The sequence below is a fragment of the Paenibacillus silviterrae genome, assembly GCF_030167925.1.
GTDB lineage: Bacteria > Bacillota > Bacilli > Paenibacillales > NBRC-103111 > Paenibacillus_G > Paenibacillus_G silviterrae.
This window is the reverse complement of record NZ_JASKUT010000001.1, coordinates 631823-657683: the sequence shown is the minus strand read 5'-3', so window position 1 is coordinate 657683 and position 25861 is coordinate 631823. Positions and strand designations below refer to the sequence as shown.

Sequence of the window (25861 nt, the reverse complement as noted above, 5' to 3'; positions counted from 1 at the left end):
TTTTACGAACGAAACCATGGAAACGTCTCGTAGCTCTTTCCCAAAATTTCCTTCCCGTCACCGCCAAGCCAGCCGTCCAGCAAGGAGGCGTAGATGGACCTGAAATCCACGTTGTACTTCAAATCGCCGTTGTTATCCAGCTTGGTCAAGCTTGGATATTCCCCGTACATGCCTCCGCTCACGCGTCCCCCGAGCAGAAACACAGGGGCTGCCGCACCGTGGTCCGTCCCCCCTGTCCCGTTCTCCTTCACCCTTCTGCCGAACTCAGAGAAGGTCAGGACAACCACATCCTCCGCCAGCCCGTGCAGCTCAAGATCCCGATAAAAGGCACTGATCGCATTGTCATACACAGATAGCAATTCCGCATGCTGGCCCCGTTCGTCGGCATGATCGTCGAAGCCGTCCAGCTCAGTCCAGAATACTCGGGTTCCCGAGCCTGAGGAAAGAAGCTTGACAACAAGCCGTAAATCCTCTGCGAAGGCACCGGCCGGGTATTCCGTACGATTGTCATATTGCGATACCAAAGATTGGATGGCGCTGACACTGGAATAGGCATCCGTGCCTCGACTCGCGGTCACCTGAATTTTCGTATTGTTCAGCTGCAATCCGTACATGGACTGAAATGCCCTTGCCAGCCGGTTCTTTTGATCATTCGGCGTGTTCGGATTCAACCATTGGTATGATTCAATCGACTTCAGCAGCGGAGCGCTGACATTGCCCGTCTGAAGCGCCTTGGAGGAATATTTGCCGATTTCAATGGCTTTAAGAGGATTCGGATCCTTCGATAATGCCGATTCCAAGTAACGTCCGATCCACCCGCTCGTCTCGATCCGCTCGGGAACCGCCGTTTGCCATATATCCTTAGACCGGAAATGGGAACGGTTCGGTTCCGGATACCCCACTCCCTGCACAATGCCCAGCTTTCCTTCATCCCACAGTTTTTTAAGCCCTCGCAGGCTTGGATGCAACCCTACTTGGCCGTTGAGGTCAAGTATCTCCTTTTCCTTATAGGCGAGCGTCGGCCTTGCATCGTAATAAGCTCCCTGTCCGTAAGGGATCAGCGTATTGATGCCGTCGTTACCGCCGGCCAATTGGACGATGACCAGGACGGGAGCTCTCTTGCCTTCGGTAGCTGCAGACGAAGTCGTCATATTCTCCATATTTCCTGCCTTTAAGGGAAGCTGGGTTGCCCAAGCCCCGGCAGTTAAAGCTGCAATGAAGGACGAGCTGCGGATGAGAAATTGCCTTCGATTCATATTCTACTCCCCCTATTTCATCTGAGCTTCCGGACTTATGAGTATCAGATGGATCAAGCCTTTGAGCATCGTGGCATTCTTCTTGCCTGCCGTTACCTTACCCGAATCGGTCAAATACCGGATCAGCGCTTCCTTTGTCGTTGCCGATATCGGAGTCAGCCGTAAATGAGCAATCCAGGCATCGACCCATGCCTCCGCTCCGGCGTCCCCCGACTTGAATGGGGTTTCCAGATGTTCGGGGTACCTCCGTTCCTTCACCGCAAGGCCCGCAGCCGTTTCCGCGAAACGGTATCTGGCTAGAAGACTGTTCGAGCCAAGCCACTCTTCTCCGGAAGGCCATCCATTGACATCAGGCGGGTAGTATAATTCCTGCCCCATTTGTTTTAAGGCGCTGTTGATTTTGCTGTTCTCCATCTGAAGACCGAAGGCTCTCACAATCCAGATCGCATAGTCCACAGGCGCTTTCACCAAGCCTTGACGCTGCTCCGGCTCCCAAAATTCGGGGGATAAGAATAAGGCCGTAAGCACATCGCCGATAACATATCGCTCTCGGAAACGTTCGGCAAGACGTTCAATCCATTCTTGCGAAGGACTTTGCGCAGCGTAAGCAGTCAGAAGCTTTTTTACAATATACCGGCTCAGCGCTTGCTGACGGAAAAGGATATCGATTACATCCATATCGTTCCATTTGCCGGTTTCTCCTAGTATCAGCTTCTCCCCGTTATCATGCAGCTTTTCCCTAAATTGCACCTCTCCGGTTTTCTTGTCCGCTCTCCAGCCGGTGAAGGCTCTGGCGGTTTCCTTAACATCCTTCTCCGTGTAATGTCCGATACCCAGGGTGAACAGCTCCATTAGCTCGCGGGCATAATTCTCATTCGGCTTTCCCTTCTGATTCTGATTGGCATCGAGCCAGATCAGCATAGCAGGGTCGCGGCTGATTTTTCGGATGAGTTCCTTGAAGTCACCTGCAGCCAAGGTCCGAAACAGCTCATTCTGGGTCACCATAAGCTCGCCGTTATCAATCTTCTTCGCGTTGGTGGCGAAATGATCATGCCAGAACAGCGTCATTTTTTCGATAAAAGGGGTTCGCGTATGTATAAGCCGATAAATCCATTGGTTTTGAGCCAACAGCATCTGTGCGCCCAGCTTCCCTTTTTGTTCATTGACCCTCTCGATCACTTCACCGGCCGAAGGCAGGTAATCGAAGCCGCCGTCCAGCGATTCCCCGCTCACCAAGCGCCGCACCGTCTCTTCCTTCCCCAGCTGCAGTGCCAGCTCAGCCTCTTCCTTGCTAATTCCGAACGATGCCCGCATGAATAAATGCGTAATCTCCAGATCCGACCATGTCATGATGAACCGCGCCCCTCACATTTGTCAGCATGTAACTTTATTATATATGAATTCGCTTACAACCTAGTAATCAAATTTCAATGAATTTCTATTCTTATGCTCCGCTTTGGATGGCTTCCCACAAGATGATATAATAGAAGGTATGAACTTATCGTAAGCCTAAGGAGACTTTCTATGATTCCTAAGAAAAAGGTACTGATTATGACGGCTGTGGAGGGAGAACGCGACGCCGTACTGCGCGGACTCGGTTCACTTCCGTCTGTAGAGGTGGCTGTCGCAGGTGTCGGCCCTGTTGAAGCCGCCATCCATACTACCAAGCTGCTAGCTGCCGGCAAGTATGAGCTTGTGGTCAGCGCCGGCATTGCCGGAGGCTATGCTGGAAAAGCCTCGATCGGCTCTATTGTTGTAGCGAGCGAGATGGTTGCCGCTGATCTGGGAGCGGAGAGCAGGGAGGGCTTTCAAAGTCTGGACAAGCTTGGCTTCGGCTCCTCCCGCTTGGAGGCGGATGCGGAGTGGCTCTCCCGAACGGTAGAGGAGCTGAACGCGGCTGGGCTGAAGGTCGTTGTAGGGCCGGTGCTTACACTGTCTACGGTAACGGGCACGGCTGAAACCGCTGAAGAGCTGCAGCAGCGTATTACAGGCGCCTGTGCCGAAGGGATGGAGGGCTTCGGTGTGGCTTCCGCAGCCAAAGCCTTCGGCATCCCGGCACTGGAGCTTCGAACGATTTCGAACCCGGTAGGTCCAAGGGACCGCGCTGCGTGGCGCATCGGCGATGCGCTGGCGGCACTGGAATCAGCAAGTAAAGCACTACAGGAGGTATGGAAATGAACATCGCTTTTTCCCCTTGTCCGAATGATACGTTTGTGTTTCATGCATGGGTCCACGGTCTGATCCCTGGCGCCCCCAAGCTGGAGGTGATGTACGCGGATATCGATATTACGAACAAGCTGGCTGCGGGAGACGGCGGCGGCTTGGATGTAATGAAAATATCGTACGCCGCTTTGCCGTGGGTGCTGTCCGAGTATGCCTTGCTGCCCTGCGGCGGAGCATTAGGACGGGGCTGCGGTCCGTTGGTGCTTGCGAAGGATCCGGAGGCCTCGGTGAAGGGCGGCTCCGTACTAAGCGGACGCACGGTAGCGGTTCCCAGCGAGAAATCGACCGCGTATCTGCTGTTCCGGCTATGGGCTGCGCAGCAGGTACCGGGCGGCGTGGGCGAAGTGATCGTCATGCCGTTCCACGAAATTATGCCGGCTGTCCGCGACGGTAAGGTGGATGCCGGTCTCGTGATTCATGAAGCCAGATTCACCTATGGCTCCTACGGTCTAACGATGCTGGCCGATATGGGTGAATGGTGGGAGCAGGATACGGGCCTTCCGATCCCGCTGGGTGCCATTATCGCGAGACGCTCGCTTGATTTGAAGTCCATTGCAGGATGGGCTCGTGCTTCGGTTGAGTACGCATGGGCTAACCCCGAGGCTTCGCGCGATTATGTGATGCAGCATGCTCAAGAAATGTCACCTGACGTGGCCAAAGCCCATATTGATTTGTATGTGAACAAATTTACCGCCGATCTCGGGGAAGACGGTTATGCGGCGGTTGCCTCCCTGTTAACGAGAGCTGCCGACGAAGGCTTGGTGCCGCCTATCGATCCAGCCTTGCTAAGGCTGTCATAGGAGGACGCAGGGGATGAAGCCGTGGCTGAAAATACTAATCACGATTGCGGTTCCCGTGATCGTACTCATCCTGTTATTTCGCTGGAATTTGTGGGTCGGCTTAGCAGGTCTAGCCGTACTGCTCTTCATCATCGCTTATCAGCTTCGCGCGGTATACTACTCCGTTCAGGCGAACGGGTTGTACGCCAAGCAGGATTGGAAGGGTGCGGCAGAGCGCTTCGGTAAGGCGTACCAGCTCGGTAAGCGTCCGGGCTTTTTAATCTCGCAGGCTTTCGTGCTGTTGAAGGCGGGCGAACCCGCTGAAGCGGCCAGGCTTCTGGAGCAAGTGATGTCGAAGCCTCTAAACCGGGGTGAAGACATGAACGCTAAGGTCAATTACGCATTAGCCTCTTGGATGCTTGGACGCCAGGAGGAGGCCGTTCGGATGATGGAGGACATCTATCCGTCCTACAAAACCTCCATTGTCTACGGCAACCTCGGTTTATTCTATGTGATGCGCGGCGAATTGACGCGGGCGCTGGAATTCAATCGTGAGGCTTATGAATACAACGATGCGGATAAGACCATTCTCGATAATCTCGGCTTTACCTACTTCATGCTCGGCCGGTATGAAGAAGCGAAAGAGATTTATGAGAAGCTCATGGCCTTGAAGCCGACATTTGCCGAAGCTTATTACTACTTCGGCCTTACGCTTCGGCAGCTTGGGGATGCGGAGCGTTCGCTTGAGGTGATGCGGCAAGGGCTCGCCTACGAGCCTTCGATGATCACCTCCGTGCGCCGCGAGATGCTGGAGGAGCAAATCTCTGCGTGGGATTCGGACGCTGGAAGCAGGTAAACTGCTCAATTGCCGAGATGGCATACGCAAATTAAGGATACGAAATCGGCAGTAAAGCACACGCCGCTGCCCCAAACGGTCAACGTTCGGGATGCAGCGGCTTTTTTATATTTCTTGATTTACGCTAACCAATCGCAATTGGTCTTCTTATCCCACAGCTGTACCAGCTTCCCCACTGGCTTCCTGCTGAACTGCTTAGCAAGCAGGTAAGCCAAATAAAGCAGCCGTTCCGCGCCATATCCCGCCGCGATAGCGATGAATGGAAGTGCTGGAGCCTTATAGCGATACATCCCGTCGATAAACAAGACGATACAAAACGCAAAGACTGCAAAAAAAGTAAACCAAATGATCGATGTCCGGCGGAAGATGCCGTTTACAATCGCTGCTACTGTCCCGACGATGAATAAGAAGGTCGGCAGCAGGTTATAGAACAGCTTTACTATTCCCCTCACATGAGTGACATCCGTTTTCCAAACCCACATGCCTAGAAAAGCAATAACTCTTCTTCCATACAGCACCATAATATGATCCCAGTTATGAATCATATAGCTGAGCACTAGACTATTCATGATATCGATCCGGTAATCAGGCCGATACGCATAATCGTAAGAGGACGCCCTATCGTATATCCAGCCCTTGGCATAAATATTGTATAATACCATCTTGGCATTAAACTGAATCGAAGCGATCAGCGGAGTGAGCTTATGACCGGCTACCAAATAAATGCTTACCGCAGCGAGCAGAGCAGCTGCACTTCCTACGATATACTTGTGTTTCTTGATAAAAGAGGCTATCACTGAAACATTAAGCCGCTTACGGTACATAATATAGAAGAGGATGAACGCCAGCGATACTACGCCTGTTGGTCTAAATACAAGCATGTATATGGAAAAAACGATGAATAAAACGAAGTATGCCTTTTTTTTCGTTTCAAATGCCATCAAGAGCAAATAAATACATAGCAATAGCAAGCTAATAAAAAAGCTGTCCGTTAAAATATACGACGCCCACATCGTAATGCCCCATATATCATAAAAAAATAAGGAAGCGATAATCGCCGTCAGCCGGTTAAAAAGAATGCGTGCGATTTGGTAAACAAGTACTACACTGAGACCGGCCGTAACCGCTTGAATGATGACAACAACCTTCGGATCCTTAAACAAAGCCATTAATAGTGTAAGTAACAGATTATATCCTAAATATAAGATATCGTTCATGTGCAAGCCGATCTTCCAATTGTTCATTAAAGCGCTTGCATAATTTAAGTACCATTGGCTGTCGTCCGAGTAGGGGATCCCCTTGCCGGAGTGAAACCGATATAGGACATAATCAAGCCTTACCTTGATCGACATAAGGACAATGGGAATGATGTAAATGAACTCTTTATCTTTGTATTTATGAAAAATGTGCAGCCATCGGTTCATTTCACACACAGCTCCAAAGGAAAGTTATCGTAGATTGGGAATCTCAAATTATACATTCGACAGGAATCGACGATTTTCCTGCTTTCTTCATAGTTTTTTCACAAATTCATTATACAACAATACTGGTAATCTTTCTATAATTTACTTCAGTTCTGCTAGTTTTATGACTGAAAATCTTACGATATCAGCTAAAATTATCATAAATCCGATGGTATGAAAAAAACAGGTGCGGCGAATGATAAGCAAGGCTTCGGAGAGGACCCCTCTCTAGAGGACTAATACCTTATCATAAAGGAGTGTATGCTCATGTATAATCAAAATTTCTCCAACAATACCTTCGGTGCATATCAAGGAAATCCATACCAATCTGTGGGAAGCATGCAGTCGTTCTATGGTCAAGGACAACAGGCATTCGGTATGAACCCTTCCCCGGAAGCCTACCATACAGCGAACTATCGCGGGAACCAAATGGGGCATGACCAAGGGCTACGCGGAGATGCCTTCACTCCGGCTCAGCAGCAGCAAGGCCGCGGCTACGAAACGAACTACAACACGTTCCGTTACGGCGTACGCGGGAATGAGCAAGCTTATAATAATGTAAACAATGTGTCCTCCCAATTCGGAATGAACCGTCCGATGACCGGCATGAGCACGATGAATATGAACATGAACCGCAGCTTTTCAACCGGCTACGGTCAAGCAGGTCCATTACAATCCCAAGGCATGTACGGACAAGCGGCATCTCCGGAATCTTATCACTTGGCCCACTACCGCGGTAACGAGCAAGGTCATGACCAAGGTCTGCGAGGTGATTCCTTCTATCCGGCTCAGCAGCAAGGCGGCCGCGGTTATGAATCCAACTTCGGCAGCTTCAGCTACGGTGTCAGAGGAAACGAGCAGTCCTATAACCAAGGGAACAACGTGGCTTCCCAATTCGGCTATACCGCAGCGCCGATGAGCAGCTTCGGAAGCTTCCCAAGCCAGGGTAACTTCCGATAAGCCAAAGACAATAACAAAAAGCGGGTCACCCGACCCGCTTTTTGCTTTTCACGCATATTATTAATTGGAAGACTTCCATGAAACCACTTGCTCATACGGAATCGAGCCTCCGAATATGTCCAGGGCGCTGCCGATCGTTAAGTCGATTTTGCCTCCGCCCAAACGGTTTACGAGATCCATGTCGGAAAGCTGAGAGACGCCTCCCGCATAGGTGGTTGGAATAGTAACCCACGCGCCGAGTGACTCGACAAGCTCCTTCTCAATCCCTCTGCACATGCCTTCCACATCGACGGCATGGATAAGGAATTCATCGCAGTACTGGGAAAGCTCATCTAAATTTTGTTTCGTAACCTCATAGGAGGTATACTTTTGCCAGCGGTCTGTCATAACATAATACGAATGATCCCGTTTACGGCAGCTTAAATCCAGCACAAGCCTTTCTTTCCCTACAATTTGGACCAGGCCCTTCAACCGGTCGAAGTCAATTTGTCCGTTCTGAAAAACGTAGGACGTCACAATGACATGGCTGGCTCCCGCCTCAAGGTATTTCTCTGCGTTCGTATCGTTAATGCCTCCGCCGATTTGCAGCCCTCCCGGATAAGCCTTCAGAGCGGACAGCGCAGCCTCCTCATTGCCTTTGCCAAGCATGATCACATGCCCGCCGCGAAGCCCGTCCCGGGCATACATGCGCGCATAATCGGCAGCGGATTTATCCGACTCGAAATTGGTAACCAAGTCTTCCTGTTGCCCCTCGAGCAGCGTTGAACCGACAATCTGTTTGACTTTGCCGTCATGCAGGTCGATACAAGGTCGAAATTGCATTCCATACATCCTCTCTTAATCTAGCTCTGATGTATAGAATATACCATACCCGGCAAGCCTCATTCCAGACTCATCGACGGATCCTCCGTTTTGTTATCGGCTTCCTGCTGATCGTTACCGCTTCCGAAAACAAATAAATCCTTAATACCTGTTCCGCCGTCAGGCGTGAACACCGGGACGCTGGAGAACATGCTGGTAACAGTGGAAAAATAAAACTCGAACGGCTGCTGCTCCAGATTGCTCAATCTTTGCGAGAAGATGCCGGGAACAACCCGCGAACGGCTTTTCAATTTCTTTTTATAGTCCTTGCCGGTCGCTTCCTTCAAGGCAGCCTGCACTTCGTTCTTGACAACCTCTGTTTGCAGTCTGATTTTTTTCACGGTTTCATTGTAGCTATCCAATACGAACTTCGTCCTCTTGATGCCCGTACCGTTCTGACGATATTCGTAAAATTCCTGCTTCAGGCCGTCCTCCGTAGGTTCGGCATCCGTCTTTCTTTGGTCCATAAACTGCCATAGGGCCTTTGTTTTCTCCAGCTTTTCCTTTTGCTCCGTACAATACCCTTTTTGTCTTTGGTATTCTTCCTCGTATTCCGCAAGCAAGCCAACTTCTTCTTCCCGCTCCTGCATCTCTACGGCGAATAAAATCAGCTGCTCCTTATTTTTCGAACTCGCAAGAGGCTTTAGGGCATCAGTAAATAGTTGATTAAAATCAAATGGCACCAGCTGCTCCTCCGGTGTAGCCTTCAGCTCCTGGATATCCTTCAGGATATCCTCGCGAAGCTTGGCCACAAGCTCGGCGGTAACCGTCTCCTCCTTCACGGAGCCATAATCGGCAGCGTCCCCGCCTTTCCACTCGTTGGGTATCATCCCCCGATCCAGGTCATAGGGCTGCTCCTGATGCATCCGAAAATGGACGGAGCGCACTTCAGCCAGCTTTTTGTTCACATCCTTGCCTTCAATTTCCGCATGATTCTTATCCCCATATTCCAGCTTATATCTTGCCGTATGAGTTTTATCCGTATGGGACAGGTCGGAATCAAGCTCTTGCGAATATTGATCGTAGGTCTTCTTTCCGCCGCCGTTATTATTCAACGTAGGCTTGCCGAACCTGCCTCCGCTGCCGTTCATCACCGCTTTAGCCGACCAATGCTGCGGGATACGGGTAGGGAGCTGGATCGTCCATGGCTTGTCTTCATCCAGCTGCTTCAAATAACCGTGGTCGATTAATTGCTGCTGATCGACAGCGAAGTTGAGGCTCTTGTAGTTGATTTCCACCGTATAATCGAAATTGGCACCCTTCGTTGCCTTCCGGGCCATTTCTTCTATCGTGTTATTGTAAGCAAATTTGTTGTTATCCCCATCCTGGGGCGCAATGTTCCATTCCTGATCCGCTTGGATGCCTCCGAGCACCTGGTAGCCGACCAGGTGGCCTCCGTTGTAGTCCATGGCACGCGCCTCATCAGCGCCTTCACGAATGCCCAGCTCCTCATATCCGAAGTGACCTATCGCAGTAGCCAAAGGTCCATTCTCGCGTCCCTTTTTATTGACCGTTTTCATATTAATATTCGCTGTCACGGTGTGCGGACGGTCACAGCTCTCTCCAAGATGCTGGGTCCCTTTAAATTGGGCCTCCGCCACATTCTCTTCGCCAAAAATCCGTTTCAGCGCTCCATAGAAGGTCGGCAAGCCCCTGTCCGCCTGCACGGATGAAAATTTGCCGTCGGAGCCTTTTAAGTCTTTAAGCTCCTCGCTGGAATACGACTCTTTATCATAAGTATCATAGCCGGTATTGTCTTCGTTCGGCAGCTTATAGGAAGAACGCTGAATGACTCCTGAAGCCGGATTCCTTCCGCCAGCCCGGCCGCGCAGCATCTGGATGACAGCCCGATTGCCTAACGCACTCTGAAGCTGGGCCGCGTGTCCCGAACTCATAGAAGACGGCCGGACTGCACCGCCGGTCCCCTCCATAGTCTTCCTGGAACTCGACACCGTCCCGCCCTGTTTCGAAGGCACACGTCTATCGTGACCCATTCCCCTTCACACTCCATACAGGCATTTCATGAATCAGATTTTCTATATTCATTTTTACATGGAATGTACTAACTGTCCACCCACTATTTCCCTAATCGGTCGGCGGGTAAGATTTATTTAATAGCAAAAAAAAATGCCTTTCCCCCTTACAATCCCGGAAAAAGGCAGTTGGAAGACAAGCTTATCTTTGAATCACCCACCTGGCGCTGTTCAATATCAACCGACGATAAGAGGTGGGGCGGAAGGAAGGCGCATGATGGCCGGGCTGCAAATACACAACACGCCCTTGCCCGCGCTCATACGCCCAAGCCGCCGGATAGCGGCTTCCCTCAAACGCATACTCCATAATCACTTGGCAGTCTGCCGAATGTTCCAATTCGAAGAAGTACGGCTCTTCCTCCAGCGTAAAATCCCCAACACCATCCAGCAGCGGATGGTCTGCGGCCGTACCATAGTACTGAAGCGTCTGATACGGCGGATGCGTGATGAACCTGCCGCCGACCAGCTCCTTCAGCTCAGGGAGGCCTGCAATCGAAATGCCGTTGTGAATCGCAAGCAGGCCGCCCCCGTCCTCCACAAATCGAATGATCCCCTCGGACTGTTCCGGCGTGAGCGTTTTTTTCCAGCAATCCGTGTAGGATACGCATAGCGGTGTCTCTCGATAATTCAGAGAACGGAATCGATCGTAATCCTCGGTGCATTCCAGCTCGAAATCTCCCCCGAGTATGGCTTCCAGCTCCTGTCTTACCGGCTCCAGCGGGTGCCAAGGCGCATCCGTATTGTCGCCGATCAACACGATTTTTTTACGAACGTTTATGACTCTCTCCTCCTCTTAGTGAATCACCTATTTTAGCGAACTTCTGCTACTCCATACCCGTCTGATGAAGGATAGGACGAATCAAGGCGGCCAGCTTCTCTCCCATTAAGATATGTCCGTAATCCGAAGGATGGATGAGATCCGATGTCAGAGAGGTGAAATCCGTCATGATCTCGCTGCCTTCAAAGAGGTGAAGCTTTCCATGCCTTTTTTGCGCAGCGTATTGCCGGAGCACTTCATTGAATTGATGCTCATTCACCGCCATCCGATCGTCCTCGGCTTTGAAATACGTCGCCCGGTTTGGATAGATTGTCGTAATAAAGACCGGCTTGTCCGGATGCCGGTTAATAACCCGATCCAGCAGGTATTTGATTCTATGCTCGAACTCTTCGACAGTGAAAACGGATCTCATATTTACACCGAGCTCGAAAAAGGCAAAATCCCAATCGTTGCGTCCGGCAATAAAGTCCGCTACCTCGGGCTCGCATAAGCACGACCCGCTGAGCCCCAAGTTCAGTAGATCGGTTTCCAAACGTCTGGCGGCCTGCTGGGTGTATCCATTATAGTGGCTGAGCGCTCCCGCTCCATGAGTAATCGAGGATCCATAGGCTATAAAGGCAAGCTTAGGCACTTCATCGTGATGCGGTTCGCGAATCTCGTGGCCGTAAGCATCGATGTCATGAAACACGGCGGTAAACCGGTCAAAGAAGATTCGCCAGACACGAGAAGAGAAGGCTTGATTCTGCAGCATCTCCTCATGGACTTGAACGAACCGGTCGGGGACCTCCAGATTCAGTGTCGTGATCGCACCGGCTTGAAGCTGATGTGAAGAGTGGAAGAAATCGCCGCAGAACACGAGCACCTTGCCGCTGGAGCCGTATGCCGATACGGTGACTCGGATGCTGGCGGATTCCGTAACAAACCGAAGCTCGCAATTGTTCGATTGTACTGCCTTCGTACGCCCCTTGTCGCTCAGAGAGTGGCGGACTTCCGCAGGGAAGCGATGAAGGATCACCCCGTTTAGATGCTGTCGCTGCTCTAATTCGGCTACATTGTGAAGCTTGATTCCTTTGTAAATCATCCTTTCACTCCTTACCGGTTATATAACTTTGCTACAATGATCATACCTTGAAACGGAATAAGCCGATATGTTTTTTTTAAAGTAAACTTGCGCTTTTTTAACATCCAATTGCCGAAAAAAAAGAAACCAGTCTTCATCCTTGCTTTATCAGGGATGAAGGCTGGTTTCTTCGGGGGCGATGTTACGGCAAAACATTGCCTGCAGCGCGATAAATCGCATACCATTCCTGGCGGGTTAGATGTACATCAGCCGCTTTACAGCAATCTCTCAGCCGTTCCACGCTCATGGTTCCCGTTACAGGCTGCATGCGGGCAGGATGACGGAGCAGCCAAGCGATCGCGATTGTAGTATTGGATACGCCATACTTGGCGGCGATCTCGTCGATCTTTTGGTTCAGCTCCGGGAACTTCTCATTGCCAAGGAACGTTCCTTGGAACCATCCGTACTGAAATGGAGACCATGGCTGGATGGTGATATCATGCAGCCTGCAGAAATCCAGCACATATCCGTCCCGGTTCACTGCAGCGTCGTTCTCCATGTTGACGTTGATACCGCTGGAAATCATGGTGGAGTTCGTGATGCTCAGCTGCAGCTGATTGACGACAATCGGCTGCTTCACCGACTTCTTAAGCAGCTGAATCTGCATCGGATTTTGGTTTGAGACGCCGAAGTGTCTCACCTTGCCCGAGCTCTCCAGAAGATCAAACGCCTCGGCAACCTCCTCCGGCTCCACCAGCGTGTCCGGCCGATGCAGCACCAGGACGTCGAGATAGTCCGTTTGGAGCCGCTTCAGGATTCCGTCCACCGAGTCCAAAATATATTCCTTGGAGAAATCAAACGAACCCTGCTCCTTACGAATGCCGCACTTGGATTGCAAAATGAGCTTCTCCCGGAGACTATCGTTCATTCCTATAGCATCCGCGAAGATTTCCTCGCATTGGCCTCCGCCATAAATATCCGCATGATCGAAGAAATTGGCACCTTCCTCAAGCGCCGTCCGAATAAAACGCTCGGCTTCCTTCTTCTCGAGTGATTTCATCCGCATACAGCCGACAGCAATCACAGGAACTTCGAGCGTACTGGTTCCAAGCCGGATCGTTCTCATGTTCGTTCATCCTCCCCTAATTTGTTCCCATCAATGTCCTTGGTCATTGTCTCATACCCATGCAACCGTTATCAAGATTGTAGTTCACGTTAAACAAAAAAAGCTGCCTTGATCCCCGGTCAAACACCGGGACAGACAGCTTACTTTAGCTTATTGCTTCTATGGTGCAATATGAACCTCAAGCTGCTCAGCCCTGCAGGCCTCCTCAAACCAGGTCTCGGGCGATGGGTTCATGATTACTCCTGTAGCCCGCTCTAGCGGAATGATGGTAAACAGCGCGACCTTCTTCAGCTTCGTATGATCGAATACGGCATAAACCTGATTCGAGCGTTCGATTAGCAGCTGAGCAATTCTTGCCTCGTACTCCGAATGCGTCGTGAAGCCGCGCTCCAGCGAAACGCCGTCTACGCCAAGGAACATTTTGCTGATATTGATCTTCTCGATCACGTTCTCCGCAAGCGGCCCGATCAGCTCGTAGCTATTCGCACGCATCACCCCGCCGATCACAACCACCTGAACCCCCTCCGCCTCCGCCAGCTCGTAGGCGATGTTCACAGCGTTCGTAACAATCGTAATGTTACTGCGGTTCTTCAGCGCTTTGGCGATGAGGAAGGTCGTCGATCCGCCTGTCAGGCATACGACATCTCCTTCCTTCACAAGGGCTGCAGCCGCTTCGGCGATATGCTCCTTCTCCTCTTGACGGTAATAACGCTTATCGGCGAACGGGATTTCCGAGGTCGTTTGGACGAGCGATTCCTCATAGATCGCTCCGCCTATCGTTCGAATGATTTGTCCCGATTTCTCCAGATGATCCAGATCGCGCCGGGCCGTGGCCTCCGAGCAGCCGATGGCTTCGCTTAGCTGATGAATGGAAATTTTACCGAGCTTTTTAATTAATTCCAGCGCCTGTGCTCTGCGCTCTGCACTCTTCGAATATTGCATACGTTTCTCCTTTGACGATCCGTGTCCGGGTTGCAATGTATTACTCATTCTGAAGGATGAGGGCGGAGAAAGCAAGACCGGACGGGCAAAAAACGGATTAGAGGCGAATGATCTGGACCTGCTCCAAACATCGCAAATATTGATCGTAGATTAGATGACCGGCTTGATGCGACATGGCATTCGCCGCTGCTGCGGCCGTAGCCATGGCCAGCTTCTCGGGAGCCGAAACGCCGAGCTCTTCCCCGTACGCCATGCCCGCAACAAAAGCGTCCCCGCAGCCCACCGTATTCACTGCTTGAATCTCGGGAGGGATGGCGCGATAGAGGGCACCGTCGATGAAGGACACCGAGCCGCTGCCGCCCAGCGTAACACAGGCCTGCGCGATGCCAGCGGCCGCCAATTGCGCCGCCGCTGCCGCCCAGTCGCTTTCCTCCAGCTGTCCGCGCCCGAGCCAATCGGCCAACTCCTGCTCGTTCGGCTTTGCAAAATGCGGCCGCGCCTGCAGCCCGAAGCTCAAGGCGGCTCCGCTAGTATCCAGGAAGGCGCGGGAACCGGAGGTATGAATGATACCAATAAGCTCGGCATAGAGCTCGGCGGGTACTCCTTGGGGAAGGCTTCCGGCAAGAACCACAACGGCGGAGCGCTCGGATAACCGCCGGAGCGTCGCTTTGAGAGCCTGGATATGATCGTCCTGAATCGTCGGACCCTGCTCCAGCAGTTCTGTAGATTGGCCGCTTTCCTCATCAATGATGTTGAGACAAATGCGAGACTGACCCGGAACCTTGACGAAGGCGGTATGAATGCCGCGTTCGGCCAGCCGTTCCTCAATGAAGGTGCCGCTGCTGCCGCCGATAAAGCCGGTTGCGGTCACTTCCCCTCCGAGCAAATGAACGATTTTGGCCACATTGTTCCCTTTACCCCCGGGCTCGTCAAGTTGTGAAGCAACGCGGTGAACCCGGCCGAGCTGATGTCCTTTCACATAGTAGGTTTTGTCGATGGCCGCGTTCAGGGTAACCGTTGTAATCATCGGATCTCTCCGGCTTTACCGATACATCCGCACAGCTGCATTTTCTCGATCGCCAGCTGCTTGACCGCCTCTTTTGCCGGGACCATATATTTACGGGGATCATTCTCCTTCGGATGCTCTGCAAACACCAGCTTGATCGCGTCCGAGAAGGCGATGCGCAGCTCCGTCGCGATATTCATCTTCGCCATTCCCAAGGAAACGGCCTTCTTCACTTGTTCGGCAGGAATTCCCGAGCCCCCGTGCAGTACGAGCGGCACTTCAATTCGTTCGGCGATTTGTGCGATTCTGGCAAAATCGATATTCGGCTCCCCTACATAAATGCCATGAGCCGTTCCAATAGCCGGAGCTAGAGTTGGAACACCTGTGCGTTCGATAAAGAGGCTGCACTCCTCCGGATCGGCCAACAAAGCGTCGCGCTCATCCACAACAATATCGTCTTCGACGCCGCCCACCTTGCCAAGCTCGGCTTCCACATTGACTCCGGCGGCAGCGGCCACCTCCATTACCCGGCGTGTCTGCTCCACATTCACTTCAAAGGGATGCATGGAGGCATCGATCATGACGGAGGTATATCCGGCGCGTATACACTGGACAATCAGCGAAAAATCCGTGCAGTGATCCAGGTGAAGCGCGATAGGCAATCCGGTGCGGTTCGCCGCAACCGTCGCCGCAGCAGCGATATAATCGGGCCCCAGATGTTTGACCGTCCCCACGGTGGATTGAATGATAAGCGGCGATTGTGTCTCGGCTGCCGCCTCCACAACCGCTTGAAGCATCTCCAGCGTGTGAACGTTGAATGCCGCCACAGCGTATCGGTTCCTTCGGGCCGCTTGAAGCATGGCTGTTGATGAAATTAATGGCATGATGAGTTCCTCCCAATATAAATAAAATAGTTTGATTAGACTCGGTTACAAATTGATTGATAATAACATTTTTATGATCATAATAAACAATTGACTCACATCAATCAATCTTTTTTTTTCATTTTAACAAATATAATTTAAACCATAACATGTAATACCGTCTTTATTTTGATTGTTTTTAACATTTTGTGATTGATATTTTCAGTTTCATGTTTTACACTGTCGTTATAGCAGCACATTTCATTAAGGAGGTCGTTCAACGTGAGCCTGACTTATCGTGAAACGAAACAGCAATATGAAGCATTGCAGCAAACCTACGACTATCTGCTTTCCAAACGGGAGGAAATCGTCTCCTTCGTCCGCTCTCATTCGATTCGATCCATCACCTTTGTCGGCTGCGGCTCAAGCTACTGCTTAAGCGAGTCTGCCGCAAGCTCTGTCCGGTTACGGGCGGGGATCCCCTCCACTGCACTGGCCGGAGGCGACCTTATGCTGAATCCGAAGCGTTACCGCCCTCTGCTCGCCGATACCCTGCTGGTGGCTCCCTCCCGCTCCGGAAGTACAAGCGAGGTGGTAGAAGCGGTCCGATTGATTCAGGCGGATCAGCATGTACCGATCCTGGCGATTTCCTGCGTAGCCGATTCCCCGCTATCCAAGCAGGCTGATTTCTCTTTGGAGCTGCCTTGGGCCTTCGACCACAGCGTCTGTCAAACGAGAACGGTAACGAACCTGTATACCGTTAATTTACTGCTCGCCGCCTTCCTCGGAGACGATGAAGAGTTGATTGCCGACGTGAAGAAGGCCATCGATCAAGGTGAGGCTTATATGGCACGTGTGGAAGCCGGTTTACGGGAAACGGCGCGCGCGGCCTGGACGAATGCGGTCGTACTGGCAGACGGGGAGCTTCAAGGGCTCGCTGCCGAAGGCGCAATTGCATTAACCGAGATTGCCAAGGTTCAGGCGCATGCTTATCATCTGCTGGATGTGCGCCACGGCCCTATGGTTACGGTGGGACCGGATACCTTGGTCATCGCAGCAATTTCCGGCGAAGGCACCGTCCATCAGCAAAACCTGCTTCGTGACATTAAGGGGAGGGGCGCTACGGTCATAGCCTTCGCCGATCGGGCCGAGGCGATCCCGGATGAGCACGTCGATCTGGCCGTTATTTCGGATTACGAGCTGGATGTGGCGGCCCAAGGAATTCCATTTATTTTCCTGCCTCAAATTGCAGCACTGACAAGCGCCGAACGCCAGGGCATCGATCCCGATCAGCCCGACGGCCTGGTGGCATGGGTGAAGCTGTAACGACCCGCCTTGAGCAAAAAGCGATACCGGAGAATGCGCTGCACTCCGGTACCGCTTTTTTTCACGGACAAATATGCTAAGATGGAATCAAGCTGCGCGGGAAAGGAGGTCTTCAAGAATGCAAGGCTACAATGTCATCATGGTATACAACCGGGAAGAGGATCAATTATTGCTTTGCAAGCGGCTAAAGGATCCGTATAAAGGACTCAGCAACCTCGTAGGGGGGAAAATCGAAGCCGGAGAAGCCGGTCTCGAAGCCGCTTATCGTGAGCTGGAAGAGGAAACCGGGATTACGAGAAAGGACATCGAGCTGCGTCATGTAATGGATTTTACATATTATTACCAGCATTGTTATGTCGAGGTGTACGCCGGGAAGCTCAAGCGTGACGTTACGGTTTCGGGAGAGGAGAACGAGCTCTATTGGTCGGATCTGAACCGGGATTTCTTCGATACGTCCTTATATGCCGGCGAAGGGAATATCGGTCACATGCTGGAACAGGTCAAGCTGTACCGGGATCAGCTCTTCGGAGAGTAAGCGGGGCGGAGGTCCTCCGCCCTCGTTTTCACTGCATCAGGTCTAGGCCGAACCTGCGAAAATCCCTTGTATCCAGCTTGTGTCCCGAAGCAGCCCAAGCTACGCCCAGCTCCGAATACAGCAATCCCTTCTCCGCTGCGGAATGGATGGTGGAGACCACGTCACGAATCGTTGTCACAATCTCTCCCTTCTCTTCCTTCACGTCAACATGCTCCGAGGGAACGGGATGAATCCGGCCGGAGGAGGCAAAGGCACCGTTAGCGGCCACCATAAAGCTTCGGCACGCCTCCAGCGAGCAGTACAGCTCTTGGGTTTCCCCTTTCACCGCATCGATCATGTTGAGATACATATTTCGGCTTAGATTCTCGGATCCATGACGGAACGGGTGCTCTACCTTATTCTCATCCGTCCAGGTCAGCTCATTATTGTAATTCCACACCATCTCTCCCTTCGTTCCCTTCACTCGGATATGGGGCGGCAGATTGGCATCGTGGCACAGGGTGGAATAGTAGTGGATCGCGACACCGTTTCTCGTGCTTATGCGTACGCAGGAGGTGTCTTCCGTTTCAATCTCATGTCCCTTATACAGCTCGGCCGTTACCCACTCCGGGCCCGCTGCCTCCGGGTCGCCCTTGCCGGCAGCTACCAAGCAATTTTGAAACAGATGAGCTAACGGATTATGAATGCTGCCATCCATCACGTAGGCGCCGTTATGCATGATTTTACCGGCCCAAGGAGTTCTTTCATAATATGTATTCGTGCGTTTCCATGTCCCGATGCCGGTTACCGACACGAGCTCCCCGATCGCGCCCTCCTGAATCAGCTTGAGCATATGACGAAACGCCCGGCCTGATGTGTGCTGAAAATGGACGGTACAGACCGTTCCGTTACCGCGTTTTGCTTCGAGCAGGGTGTCGAGATCCTGTACGGTCGCCGTCGGGGGCTTCTCCATCATCACGTGAATGCCCCGTTCGATGGCATAAAGCGCCATTGGCTGGTGAAGGTGAATCGGCGCCGTGATCACGACAAAATCAAGCTCGCTATGCGCCTGCAGCAGCTCCTTATAGTCCGAATAATGCCGCGCTCCCATAGCGGTCAGCTGATCATACGATTCCTTGTGCAGCTCCGGCCGGATTTCGGCGAAAGCGATACAATCCAGCAGGCCTTCCTGAACCAAACTGCCGATCTGATTGACATGGAATTTTCCCCAGCCGCCAATGCCTATCAAGGCGATCTTCGTCCCCATTCGAGCTCACTCTCCCGGTTCGCACTCTATTCTTTATGCTGCTGCCGGAATTTATTTGGCGGCAGCTTGACAACATTGCGAAACGATCTGTAAAAGGTAGGCACGTTCTCGTAGCCCACCTCAAAGCAGATCGTAACGATATCCTTATCGGTCTCGGACAGCAGCTTCTGAGCCGCTCGGATCCGCACCTCGGTCATATACTGAAACGGCGTGATCCCGTAGCACTCCTTGAAAATGCCGTTCACATGCCTCGCACTCATGTTCATTTTGCTGGAAAGATCGCCGTTCGTGATCGGCTTGAAGTAGTTGTCATCAATATATTTACGTATCCGTTCCGCCCGATAATGGTTTGAGTCCGCTTTGGCGCCTTGCTGTTGGGATCTGGAGAGGAGCAATAACACCTCCTGCAAATATACCCGCAGAGCCCAGCTGCACAAAGCGTCATGATTGCCCTGCTCGAACATCATCTTGCGAAGCAGCTGCCGAATATCCGTAGCCATCATCGGATTAATATAAAGCACCATCGATTGCCTCAGTTGCTTCATCAGCAGCCCTCTCTGCACTTCTTCCCCAAGCGCAGCCTCTTCGAAAGCCAGTACAAGCAGGGTCAGTCTGCGGACGGACACGATGGAATGATCCGAACGGGGCACGATCAGCACGAAATTATCCGGCGTCAGCTCGGACCGTTTGCCCTCCATCGTAATGTAACCGTTCCCATCCAAGACGTAGAGAATTTGATGTATTGCATGGCGATGCTCAGCGACCTCGTGCCCGTCTCCATGCTTGCTCTCGTAGAGGAGGATTCCATTCTCCGGCAAATCGATCCTAGTTATCTCCATGCAACGAACGCCCCCGTAGAATCAAGTTATTTCCATTGTACTCCGCAGGGGCTTATTCGCAAAGGGTTGTTTCGAGCCAAGCGTTACACGTGCTCCCGGAATCTTGCTTTCGTTAAAGCCAGCGCATCGTCCCCCGGCATATCCCAAATGGCCTGATTAAAGATTTCAACCTCGATAGGTCCTTGATAGCCTGCCGCTTCCACGGCCGATCGAATCTTCTTGAGCTCGATGACGCCGTCTCCCATCATACCGCGGCCAAGCAGCATATCCGGCGTCGGCACCAGCCAATCCGACACGTGGTACCCTAGAATACGCGTCCCGGCACGAGCGATCTCCTTGTACAGCTCGGGATCCCACCAGACATGGAATACATCGACAACCACCCCGACCTCCTCCGGCGCGAACTTCTCGGCTAAGGTGTTCGCCTGTCCTAAGGTGTTGATGACGGAGCGTTCAGCTGCATACATAGGATGGAGCGGCTCAATGGCCAGCTTCACTCCATGGTCCTTGGCGAAGGGCACCAGCCTCTCGATGCCTTCCTGCACCCACTGTCTGGCGAGTCCGATGTCCTTGCCTGATGCGGGACCGCATACCAGCACCAGCACATCCGTGCCAAGCTCCGCCGCTTCCTCGACCGCCCTGCGGTTATCCTCCAGCTTCGTTTCCCGCTCCGCAGCCGTTTCCGCAGGAAACATGCCGCCGCGGCATAAGCTCGATACACGAAGTCCGGCATCCCGGATCATACGGCGTGCCTCCGTCAGCCCCGCCTCCTGCACCTTATGGCGCCAAGGCGCGATCCATCCGATCTCGGCCCGGACGCATCCGGCCACCGCCTGCTCTAAGGTCCAGCGCTCCGTCGTAATTTGATTCAGACTTAACCTTTGCATCAATTCCTTGTCCGCCATTCGCAAGCTCCCCTCTCTGCAGTACTTTTGTTATTCCACTCCCGCCAGCAGCAGCATCCGCTGCATCCGCTTTGCCGCCAGCTCCGGATCCGCGAGCAGTCTCGCTTCATCGGCAAGCACGAACAGCTCGGCAAGATGGGTTGCACTCCGCTGCCCCTCGGCTCCGCCCACCATGCGGAAATGGGATTGGAAGCCGTTCAAATAGGCCAAAAACACGACTCCAGTCTTGTAGGCATACGTAGGCTTTTGGAAAATATGTCTCGACAGAGGCAGCGTCGGATTCATCAGCTCATAATAGGCTTCCATACGCCCTTGATCGAGCGCCTGCAAAGCACTGGAAGCAACCGGTGCGATCGCATCGAAAATACCGAGCAGCGCATGGCTGTAACCCTGCTCGTCTCCGCTTATGAGCTCCGGGTAATTGAAATCGTCGCCGGTATACATCCGAACCCCTTGCGGCAGCTTGCGCCGCATTTCGATTTCCTTCCCTGCGTCAAGCAGCGAAATTTTGATGCCGTCCACCTTGTCCGCATGGCTTCGGATAATATCTAGGCATACCTCCATGGCCGCGTAATCATCCTTATGTCCCCAATACCCGGCCAGCGCCGGATCGAACATATCGCCGAGCCAATGCAGAATGACCGGCTCCTTCACTTGACTGAGAATGCGACCGTACACCCGGAGGTAGTCGTCCGGTCCTTGTGCGACCGCCGCCAAGGCCCGGCTTGCCATAAGGATGATGCGGCCTCCCAGCCCTTCAATGTAGGAGCACTGCTCCTCATAGGCAGCCTCCACCTGCTCCAGGGTAAGGCCGGGAGTAACCGGCAGATGATCGGTGCCCGCTCCGCTCGCCACAAGTCCCCCCACGGACTTGGCTTCCTTGACGGAATGAGCGATAAGCGTCTTGGCCGCTTCCCAGTGGAGGCCCATGCCCCGCTGGGCAGTATCCATCGCCTCGGCAACGCCGAAGCCGAGCGACCACAGACGATGGCGGTATGCCATAGTGGCCTCGATATCCAGCTTCGGATTCAAGATAGGGTCCGTGGTTGCGAAGGGATCGACGACGACATGCGCAGCCGAGAAAGCCGTCCGCTTCTCAAAGGATCCCTTGGCAACGCTGATAGGCTCATACCGGCCGACCTCATACAAATAGGTCGAGCCGTCCTGCCGCGGCAGCTTGATGTGCATATGCTTCCCCTCCTTTTCCTATAGGGACAGCTCAGGGATATCAATCCAGCGGCGTTCCTGCCAGGATTGAATCGCGAGCTCTGCCAGCTGGGTACCTTTAGCGCCCTCGAGGAGATCCCACGGGAAAGGCGCATCGGTTACGACGTGCTTTAAGAACATTTCCCATTGAATCTTGAAGCCGTTGTCGAACACTTGATTGTCCGGTACTTCCTCCCATTGCTCGCGGAATTGAAGCGGATTCGGGATATCCGGGTTCCATACCGGCTTGGGAGTGTTTACCCGATGCTGGGTTTTACAGGAACGGAGCCCTGCGACAGCGCTTCCATGCGTACCGTCAACCTGGATGTTAACAAGCTCGTCGCGATCCACGCGAACGGCCCAAGAGGAATTGACCTGAGCGACAATGCCGCCTTCAATTTCGAACGTGGCATACGCTGCATCATCCGCTGTACAAGCGTATTTCCGGCCGTTCTCATCAATCCGTTCGTCGATGTGGGTCACCCCCAGACAGGACACGGACTTCACTTCACCGAACAAATTGTCAAGTACATACCGCCAGTGAGCGAACATATCGACAATGATGCCGCCGCCGTCTTCTTTGCGGTAATTCCAGGAAGGACGCTGCCCCGGCTGCCAATCGCCCTCGAACACCCAGTAGCCGAATTCCAGTCGAACGGACAATATTTTGCCAAAATATCCGGAATCGATTAGACGCTTTAGCTTAATCAGGCCCGGGAGGAAAAGCTTGTCTTGAACGACCCCGTTCTTAATACCCGCTTCCCGCGCCAGGCGTGCCAGCTGGGTGGCTTCCTCCAGTGTTTCGGCAATCGGCTTCTCCGTATAAATGTGCTTGCCCGCTTGGATCGCCTTCTTCAAGGCCGCAGCACGGAGCACGGTCGTTTGGGAGTCGAAATAAATGACATTGTAAGGATCCGCCAGACATTCGTCCAGGTTCGTGCTTACGCGACTAAGACCATGGGCCTCCGCCAATGCGCGCAGCTTGCTCTCCGAGCGGCCCACCAGGATTGGATCCGGCATAATGACATCGCCGTTCGGCAGGGCAACGCCTCCTTGCTTGCGGATCGCAACAATGGAGCGAATCAAATGCTGGTTCGTGCCCATCCGTCCTGTAACACCATTCATAATGATACCTAGCTGAATCTCTGCCATGTTCTCTGCCTCCAGTATTTCATTTTTTCTCTTCCCCCCTATTGTAGGCCGTTTGCCTGGGGAAGTCTTATTACAATGGGAAACGGATTCTTAATTTTGGAAATAATTTCTCCCTTTGAAAGGTCAGCGGTTCGGGGTCTGTTGAATTCTAAGCCGACTCATCATTTCTGCTAATAGGCAGCATGTACCCATAATTCCCATGGCAATTAGGGCAATTTGTGCTCAAATACAACATTCCAAGAGCAGTTGTCTCGTTTATAGCCATGGCGCCCTCTTTAAGATGCCTATTCTCACAAATCCCGTTTTAAACCTCGTTTTTCGGCATACAAAGGCAGGAGTACCTTCCCACATTCTCGAAGCTAAGGTACCAAATGGCATGGGCAACACGAAGGCGCAAAAAAACGGGCTTTTGTCGTTCCCTGCGGCAGACCACGGCCCGGTAATGCTCCCTGTAACGTTATGAAATCACCTTACTGTACCAAACATGTGTTCATCTGCCACTGTAAGATGAAAAAATGGCGTTACAATGCGTCTGATGCTTAACACGGGCCGGTAACGCTCCTTGTAACGTTATGAAATCACCTTACTGTACCAAACATGTGTTCTTCTGTCACCGTAAGATGAAAAAATCGCGTTACAGGCGTCTGGCGCTTATATCGGAATTCGCAAGCGGATTTGCGCTGCCAAAGCTCAAGTGCGATTGAAGTCAATATTATTATTTTTTGACTTCATTAGCAGCTTCCTCCCCTTTACCCAAAACATGTGAAAAGGGGCTGATCCCCAAAAAGCAAAATTTCTGCTCTCTGGGATCAGCCCTTTTGATATACCCGTACGCGTTTATAAAGAAGTCTACAGCTCCACGATCCGGAACCAGTCTACGTCCGCATAACCGCCTGCCGGCGCGCCGGATTCTTGCGTGCAGAACAAGCCTAGTTTCGCACCGACCCAGCCGCCCGGTACGGCGGTCAGCTTGTCGCCGATCGGGTGGAAGTCCACGCCGTTCAAGCTATACGCGAAAGTACATTCCGCCTCAAGAACCACAGTGGTTTGGAAATAGATCGTTTCTACGGACGGCAGGTCGACCACCTCCATCGTTTCCTCCGTGGCGCCCTCCTTGTTTCCGCTTCCCGCAACATAAGCGAGCTTCCAGCTCTCTCCCGCCTTGCTTAAGGCAAGATAGCGGTAGTCGTAGCCGAAGACCGTAAAGCCAACGCGATCCGAAGCGGTCGCCGGCTTAAGGCTCACCTTCACCGTCGCCGTAAGATTCGGAGCCGGAAGCTTCTGGCACAGCACGTTCGGCGTTTGATGCAGCGTCGTTACGCCGGCAGGCAGCGGCTCGGCATACAGTCGAAGCTGCCCGGGGTTCGCTTGCAGAGAATACCAGGAGGACTTCCAATTCGACTGCCACTGCCACTGCAGGCCAAGCTCCGGCTTCTCGAATTCGTCACTTGTGTCAGGCACTTCAATCGGCCATTCCCGCCCGACATTCGGTTTCTTGTACACCACCACCGGCTCGCCGATGCCGTCGCCGTTGGAATCGACGCCCATTTCCGGCCAATCGTTCTCCCAGCGCATCGGCTGCAGGTGAACAATGCGTCCGTAAGCCTCGCGGTCCTGAAAGTGCACGAACCACGATTCCCCCGACTCCAGCTCGACATATCCCCCTTGATGCGGCCCGTTGATCTCCGTGTCCCCTTGATGGAGCACAATTTTGTCCTCATAAGGACCGTCAACGCTTTTGGAACGTAAAATCGTCTGCCAGCCGGTCGGAACGCCTCCGGCCGGAGCGAAGATATAGTAGTAGCCGTTGCGCTTATACATCTTAGGGCCTTCCATCGTCGGATGGTTCTCTTCCCCGTCGAAGATAATATGGCCGTCGTCGAGCAGCGCCTTGCCGTCGGGACTCATCCGGCACAGCTTCAGCTTATGCTTGATGCCCGTCCGGCTTTTGGCAAACGCGTGAACCAGGTAAGCCTGTCCATCCTCATCCCAGAACGGGCAAGGATCGATCCAGCCCTTTACCTCTTTCACGAGATGAAGAGGAGACCATGGCCCTTCCGCGGCTTCCGCCGTAGTCATATAAATTCCTTCATCCGGCGCGCTGAAGAAAATCCAGAACTTACCGTCATGATATCGGATGCTGGGAGCCCAAACGCCCTCTCCATGCCGGACGACATCGTCATAACCGCCCGGAAGACGGTCAACCGCATAAGCGATCAGCTTCCAATTGACCAGATCCTTGGAGTGAAGAATCGGAAGCCCCGGAGAGCTGTTGAAGCTGGAAGCCGTCATGTAAAAGTCGTCGCCGACACGGACCACATCCGGGTCCGAATAGTCGGCGTACAAGATCGGATTACGGAATTGTCCGTTTCCGAGATCTGCTACCCACACCTTGTTTTCTTGATTAGCTGCCATCTCTTTGTCCCCTCCCATGGTAAAAGAACCG

At 52.6% G+C, this 25861-nt stretch carries 23 protein-coding genes; 6 read left to right on the top strand and 17 right to left on the bottom strand.

Going from position 1 to position 25861, the window contains the following annotated elements; genetic code table 11:
* Positions 1-2 precede the first annotated feature (2 nt).
* On the bottom strand, positions 3-1256 hold the full coding sequence (locus QMO62_RS02650; RefSeq protein ID WP_284638570.1) for a DUF1501 domain-containing protein: 1254 nt from the start codon (positions 1254-1256) through the stop codon (positions 3-5).
* Between the two features lie 12 nt (positions 1257-1268).
* Positions 1269-2606 carry a DUF1800 domain-containing protein gene (locus tag QMO62_RS02645; protein WP_284638568.1) on the bottom strand — a complete coding sequence of 446 codons (1338 nt, stop codon included), beginning with the start codon at positions 2604-2606 and terminating at the stop codon, positions 1269-1271.
* 174 nt (positions 2607-2780) lie between these two features.
* Here QMO62_RS02645 and QMO62_RS02640 point away from each other — a divergent pair, with 174 nt between their 5' ends.
* From QMO62_RS02640 to QMO62_RS02630, 3 genes are read left to right on the top strand one after another with little or no spacing between them, the layout of a single operon-like run.
* The gene (locus tag QMO62_RS02640) at positions 2781-3434 is read left to right on the top strand and encodes a futalosine hydrolase (RefSeq protein ID WP_284638566.1); all 654 of its coding nucleotides are present in this window, start codon (positions 2781-2783) and stop codon (positions 3432-3434) included.
* Positions 3431-4279, top strand: a complete 849-nt coding sequence (locus QMO62_RS02635; RefSeq protein WP_284638564.1) for a 1,4-dihydroxy-6-naphtoate synthase — start codon at positions 3431-3433, stop codon at positions 4277-4279. Before QMO62_RS02640 ends, QMO62_RS02635 begins: the two co-directional genes overlap by 4 nt.
* 13 nt (positions 4280-4292) lie before the next feature.
* Positions 4293-5114, top strand: coding sequence for a tetratricopeptide repeat protein (locus QMO62_RS02630; protein WP_284638562.1), 822 nt, complete (start codon positions 4293-4295; stop codon positions 5112-5114).
* Between the two features lie 119 nt (positions 5115-5233).
* Here QMO62_RS02630 and QMO62_RS02625 read toward each other — a convergent pair whose 3' ends face one another.
* Positions 5234-6538, bottom strand: coding sequence for a glycosyltransferase family 39 protein (locus tag QMO62_RS02625; protein ID WP_284638560.1), 1305 nt, complete (start codon positions 6536-6538; stop codon positions 5234-5236).
* Positions 6539-6844: 306 nt separating this feature from the next.
* On the opposite strand from QMO62_RS02625, the gene QMO62_RS02620 reads away from it, so the two are divergent.
* Positions 6845-7537 (top strand): hypothetical protein, encoded by a 693-nt coding sequence (locus QMO62_RS02620; protein ID WP_284638558.1) that lies wholly within the window; start codon positions 6845-6847, stop codon positions 7535-7537.
* 60 nt (positions 7538-7597) lie between these two features.
* Here QMO62_RS02620 and hisA read toward each other — a convergent pair whose 3' ends face one another.
* The 8 genes from hisA to fba all read right to left on the bottom strand — a co-directional run bounded on the left by hisA (position 7598) and on the right by fba (position 16227).
* On the bottom strand, positions 7598-8359 hold the full coding sequence (gene hisA, locus QMO62_RS02615; protein ID WP_284638556.1) for a phosphoribosylformimino-5-aminoimidazole carboxamide ribotide isomerase: 762 nt from the start codon (positions 8357-8359) through the stop codon (positions 7598-7600).
* 59 nt (positions 8360-8418) lie between these two features.
* A complete protein-coding gene (locus QMO62_RS02610) occupies positions 8419-10293 on the bottom strand; it encodes a DNA/RNA non-specific endonuclease (protein WP_284638554.1) in 1875 nt (624 codons plus the stop codon).
* A gap of 280 nt (positions 10294-10573) precedes the next feature.
* Positions 10574-11188 carry a ThuA domain-containing protein gene (locus QMO62_RS02605; protein WP_284638553.1) on the bottom strand — a complete coding sequence of 205 codons (615 nt, stop codon included), beginning with the start codon at positions 11186-11188 and terminating at the stop codon, positions 10574-10576.
* A gap of 67 nt (positions 11189-11255) precedes the next feature.
* Positions 11256-12290, bottom strand: a complete 1035-nt coding sequence (locus tag QMO62_RS02600; protein WP_284638551.1) for an SGNH/GDSL hydrolase family protein — start codon at positions 12288-12290, stop codon at positions 11256-11258.
* Positions 12291-12471: 181 nt separating this feature from the next.
* Positions 12472-13395, bottom strand: a complete 924-nt coding sequence (locus QMO62_RS02595) for an aldo/keto reductase (protein WP_284638550.1) — start codon at positions 13393-13395, stop codon at positions 12472-12474.
* 159 nt (positions 13396-13554) lie between these two features.
* Positions 13555-14337, bottom strand: a complete 783-nt coding sequence (locus tag QMO62_RS02590) for a DeoR/GlpR family DNA-binding transcription regulator (RefSeq protein WP_284638549.1) — start codon at positions 14335-14337, stop codon at positions 13555-13557.
* 97 nt (positions 14338-14434) lie between these two features.
* Positions 14435-15364, bottom strand: coding sequence for a 1-phosphofructokinase family hexose kinase (locus QMO62_RS02585; RefSeq protein ID WP_284638547.1), 930 nt, complete (start codon positions 15362-15364; stop codon positions 14435-14437).
* Positions 15361-16227: a class II fructose-1,6-bisphosphate aldolase gene (gene fba / locus QMO62_RS02580; protein ID WP_284638545.1), complete on the bottom strand. Its 867-nt coding sequence runs from the start codon at positions 16225-16227 to the stop codon at positions 15361-15363. Before fba ends, QMO62_RS02585 begins: the two co-directional genes overlap by 4 nt.
* 261 nt (positions 16228-16488) lie before the next feature.
* Between fba and QMO62_RS02575 the strand changes: the two genes are divergently transcribed.
* Complete coding sequence (locus tag QMO62_RS02575; protein ID WP_284638543.1) at positions 16489-17532, top strand: SIS domain-containing protein; 1044 nt, start codon at positions 16489-16491, stop codon at positions 17530-17532.
* A gap of 118 nt (positions 17533-17650) precedes the next feature.
* Positions 17651-18067: an NUDIX hydrolase gene (locus QMO62_RS02570; RefSeq protein WP_284638541.1), complete on the top strand. Its 417-nt coding sequence runs from the start codon at positions 17651-17653 to the stop codon at positions 18065-18067.
* Between the two features lie 28 nt (positions 18068-18095).
* On the opposite strand, the gene QMO62_RS02565 is transcribed toward QMO62_RS02570, so the two are convergent.
* The 6 genes from QMO62_RS02565 to QMO62_RS02540 all read right to left on the bottom strand — a co-directional run bounded on the left by QMO62_RS02565 (position 18096) and on the right by QMO62_RS02540 (position 25830).
* Positions 18096-19313 (bottom strand): Gfo/Idh/MocA family protein, encoded by a 1218-nt coding sequence (locus QMO62_RS02565; RefSeq protein WP_284638539.1) that lies wholly within the window; start codon positions 19311-19313, stop codon positions 18096-18098.
* A 26-nt stretch (positions 19314-19339) separates the two neighbouring features.
* Positions 19340-20152 carry a helix-turn-helix transcriptional regulator gene (locus QMO62_RS02560; protein ID WP_284638536.1) on the bottom strand — a complete coding sequence of 271 codons (813 nt, stop codon included), beginning with the start codon at positions 20150-20152 and terminating at the stop codon, positions 19340-19342.
* A gap of 83 nt (positions 20153-20235) precedes the next feature.
* Positions 20236-21057 carry a sugar phosphate isomerase/epimerase family protein gene (locus tag QMO62_RS02555; RefSeq protein WP_284638534.1) on the bottom strand — a complete coding sequence of 274 codons (822 nt, stop codon included), beginning with the start codon at positions 21055-21057 and terminating at the stop codon, positions 20236-20238.
* A 30-nt stretch (positions 21058-21087) separates the two neighbouring features.
* A complete protein-coding gene (locus QMO62_RS02550) occupies positions 21088-22245 on the bottom strand; it encodes a dihydrodipicolinate synthase family protein (protein WP_284638533.1) in 1158 nt (385 codons plus the stop codon).
* 18 nt (positions 22246-22263) lie between these two features.
* A complete protein-coding gene (locus QMO62_RS02545; protein ID WP_284638531.1) occupies positions 22264-23415 on the bottom strand; it encodes a Gfo/Idh/MocA family protein in 1152 nt (383 codons plus the stop codon).
* Positions 23416-24264: 849 nt separating this feature from the next.
* Positions 24265-25830, bottom strand: coding sequence for a glycoside hydrolase family 43 protein (locus tag QMO62_RS02540; RefSeq protein WP_284638528.1), 1566 nt, complete (start codon positions 25828-25830; stop codon positions 24265-24267).
* Positions 25831-25861: the final 31 nt, after the last annotated feature.

Coding starts and splice junctions, on each gene's coding strand:
- QMO62_RS02650 (WP_284638570.1), bottom strand. CDS start 1,256: ATGAATCGAAGGCAATTTCTCATCCGCAGCTCGTCCTTCATTGCAGCT.
- QMO62_RS02560 (WP_284638536.1), bottom strand. CDS start 20,152: ATGGAGATAACTAGGATCGATTTGCCGGAGAATGGAATCCTCCTCTAC.
- QMO62_RS02550 (WP_284638533.1), bottom strand. CDS start 22,245: ATGCACATCAAGCTGCCGCGGCAGGACGGCTCGACCTATTTGTATGAG.
- QMO62_RS02635 (WP_284638564.1), top strand. CDS start 3,431: ATGAACATCGCTTTTTCCCCTTGTCCGAATGATACGTTTGTGTTTCAT.
- QMO62_RS02545 (WP_284638531.1), bottom strand. CDS start 23,415: ATGGCAGAGATTCAGCTAGGTATCATTATGAATGGTGTTACAGGACGG.
- QMO62_RS02610 (WP_284638554.1), bottom strand. CDS start 10,293: ATGAGTTCGGGACACGCGGCCCAGCTTCAGAGTGCGTTAGGCAATCGG.
- QMO62_RS02585 (WP_284638547.1), bottom strand. CDS start 15,364: ATGATTACAACGGTTACCCTGAACGCGGCCATCGACAAAACCTACTAT.
- QMO62_RS02625 (WP_284638560.1), bottom strand. CDS start 6,538: ATGAACCGATGGCTGCACATTTTTCATAAATACAAAGATAAAGAGTTC.
- QMO62_RS02595 (WP_284638550.1), bottom strand. CDS start 13,395: ATGAGAACGATCCGGCTTGGAACCAGTACGCTCGAAGTTCCTGTGATT.
- QMO62_RS02555 (WP_284638534.1), bottom strand. CDS start 21,057: ATGGCGGACAAGGAATTGATGCAAAGGTTAAGTCTGAATCAAATTACG.
- QMO62_RS02565 (WP_284638539.1), bottom strand. CDS start 19,313: ATGGGGACGAAGATCGCCTTGATAGGCATTGGCGGCTGGGGAAAATTC.
- QMO62_RS02570 (WP_284638541.1), top strand. CDS start 17,651: ATGCAAGGCTACAATGTCATCATGGTATACAACCGGGAAGAGGATCAA.
- QMO62_RS02640 (WP_284638566.1), top strand. CDS start 2,781: ATGATTCCTAAGAAAAAGGTACTGATTATGACGGCTGTGGAGGGAGAA.
- QMO62_RS02645 (WP_284638568.1), bottom strand. CDS start 2,606: ATGACATGGTCGGATCTGGAGATTACGCATTTATTCATGCGGGCATCG.
- QMO62_RS02620 (WP_284638558.1), top strand. CDS start 6,845: ATGTATAATCAAAATTTCTCCAACAATACCTTCGGTGCATATCAAGGA.
- QMO62_RS02630 (WP_284638562.1), top strand. CDS start 4,293: ATGAAGCCGTGGCTGAAAATACTAATCACGATTGCGGTTCCCGTGATC.
- fba (WP_284638545.1), bottom strand. CDS start 16,227: ATGCCATTAATTTCATCAACAGCCATGCTTCAAGCGGCCCGAAGGAAC.
- QMO62_RS02600 (WP_284638551.1), bottom strand. CDS start 12,290: ATGATTTACAAAGGAATCAAGCTTCACAATGTAGCCGAATTAGAGCAG.
- QMO62_RS02590 (WP_284638549.1), bottom strand. CDS start 14,337: ATGCAATATTCGAAGAGTGCAGAGCGCAGAGCACAGGCGCTGGAATTA.
- hisA (WP_284638556.1), bottom strand. CDS start 8,359: ATGCAATTTCGACCTTGTATCGACCTGCATGACGGCAAAGTCAAACAG.
- QMO62_RS02540 (WP_284638528.1), bottom strand. CDS start 25,830: ATGGCAGCTAATCAAGAAAACAAGGTGTGGGTAGCAGATCTCGGAAAC.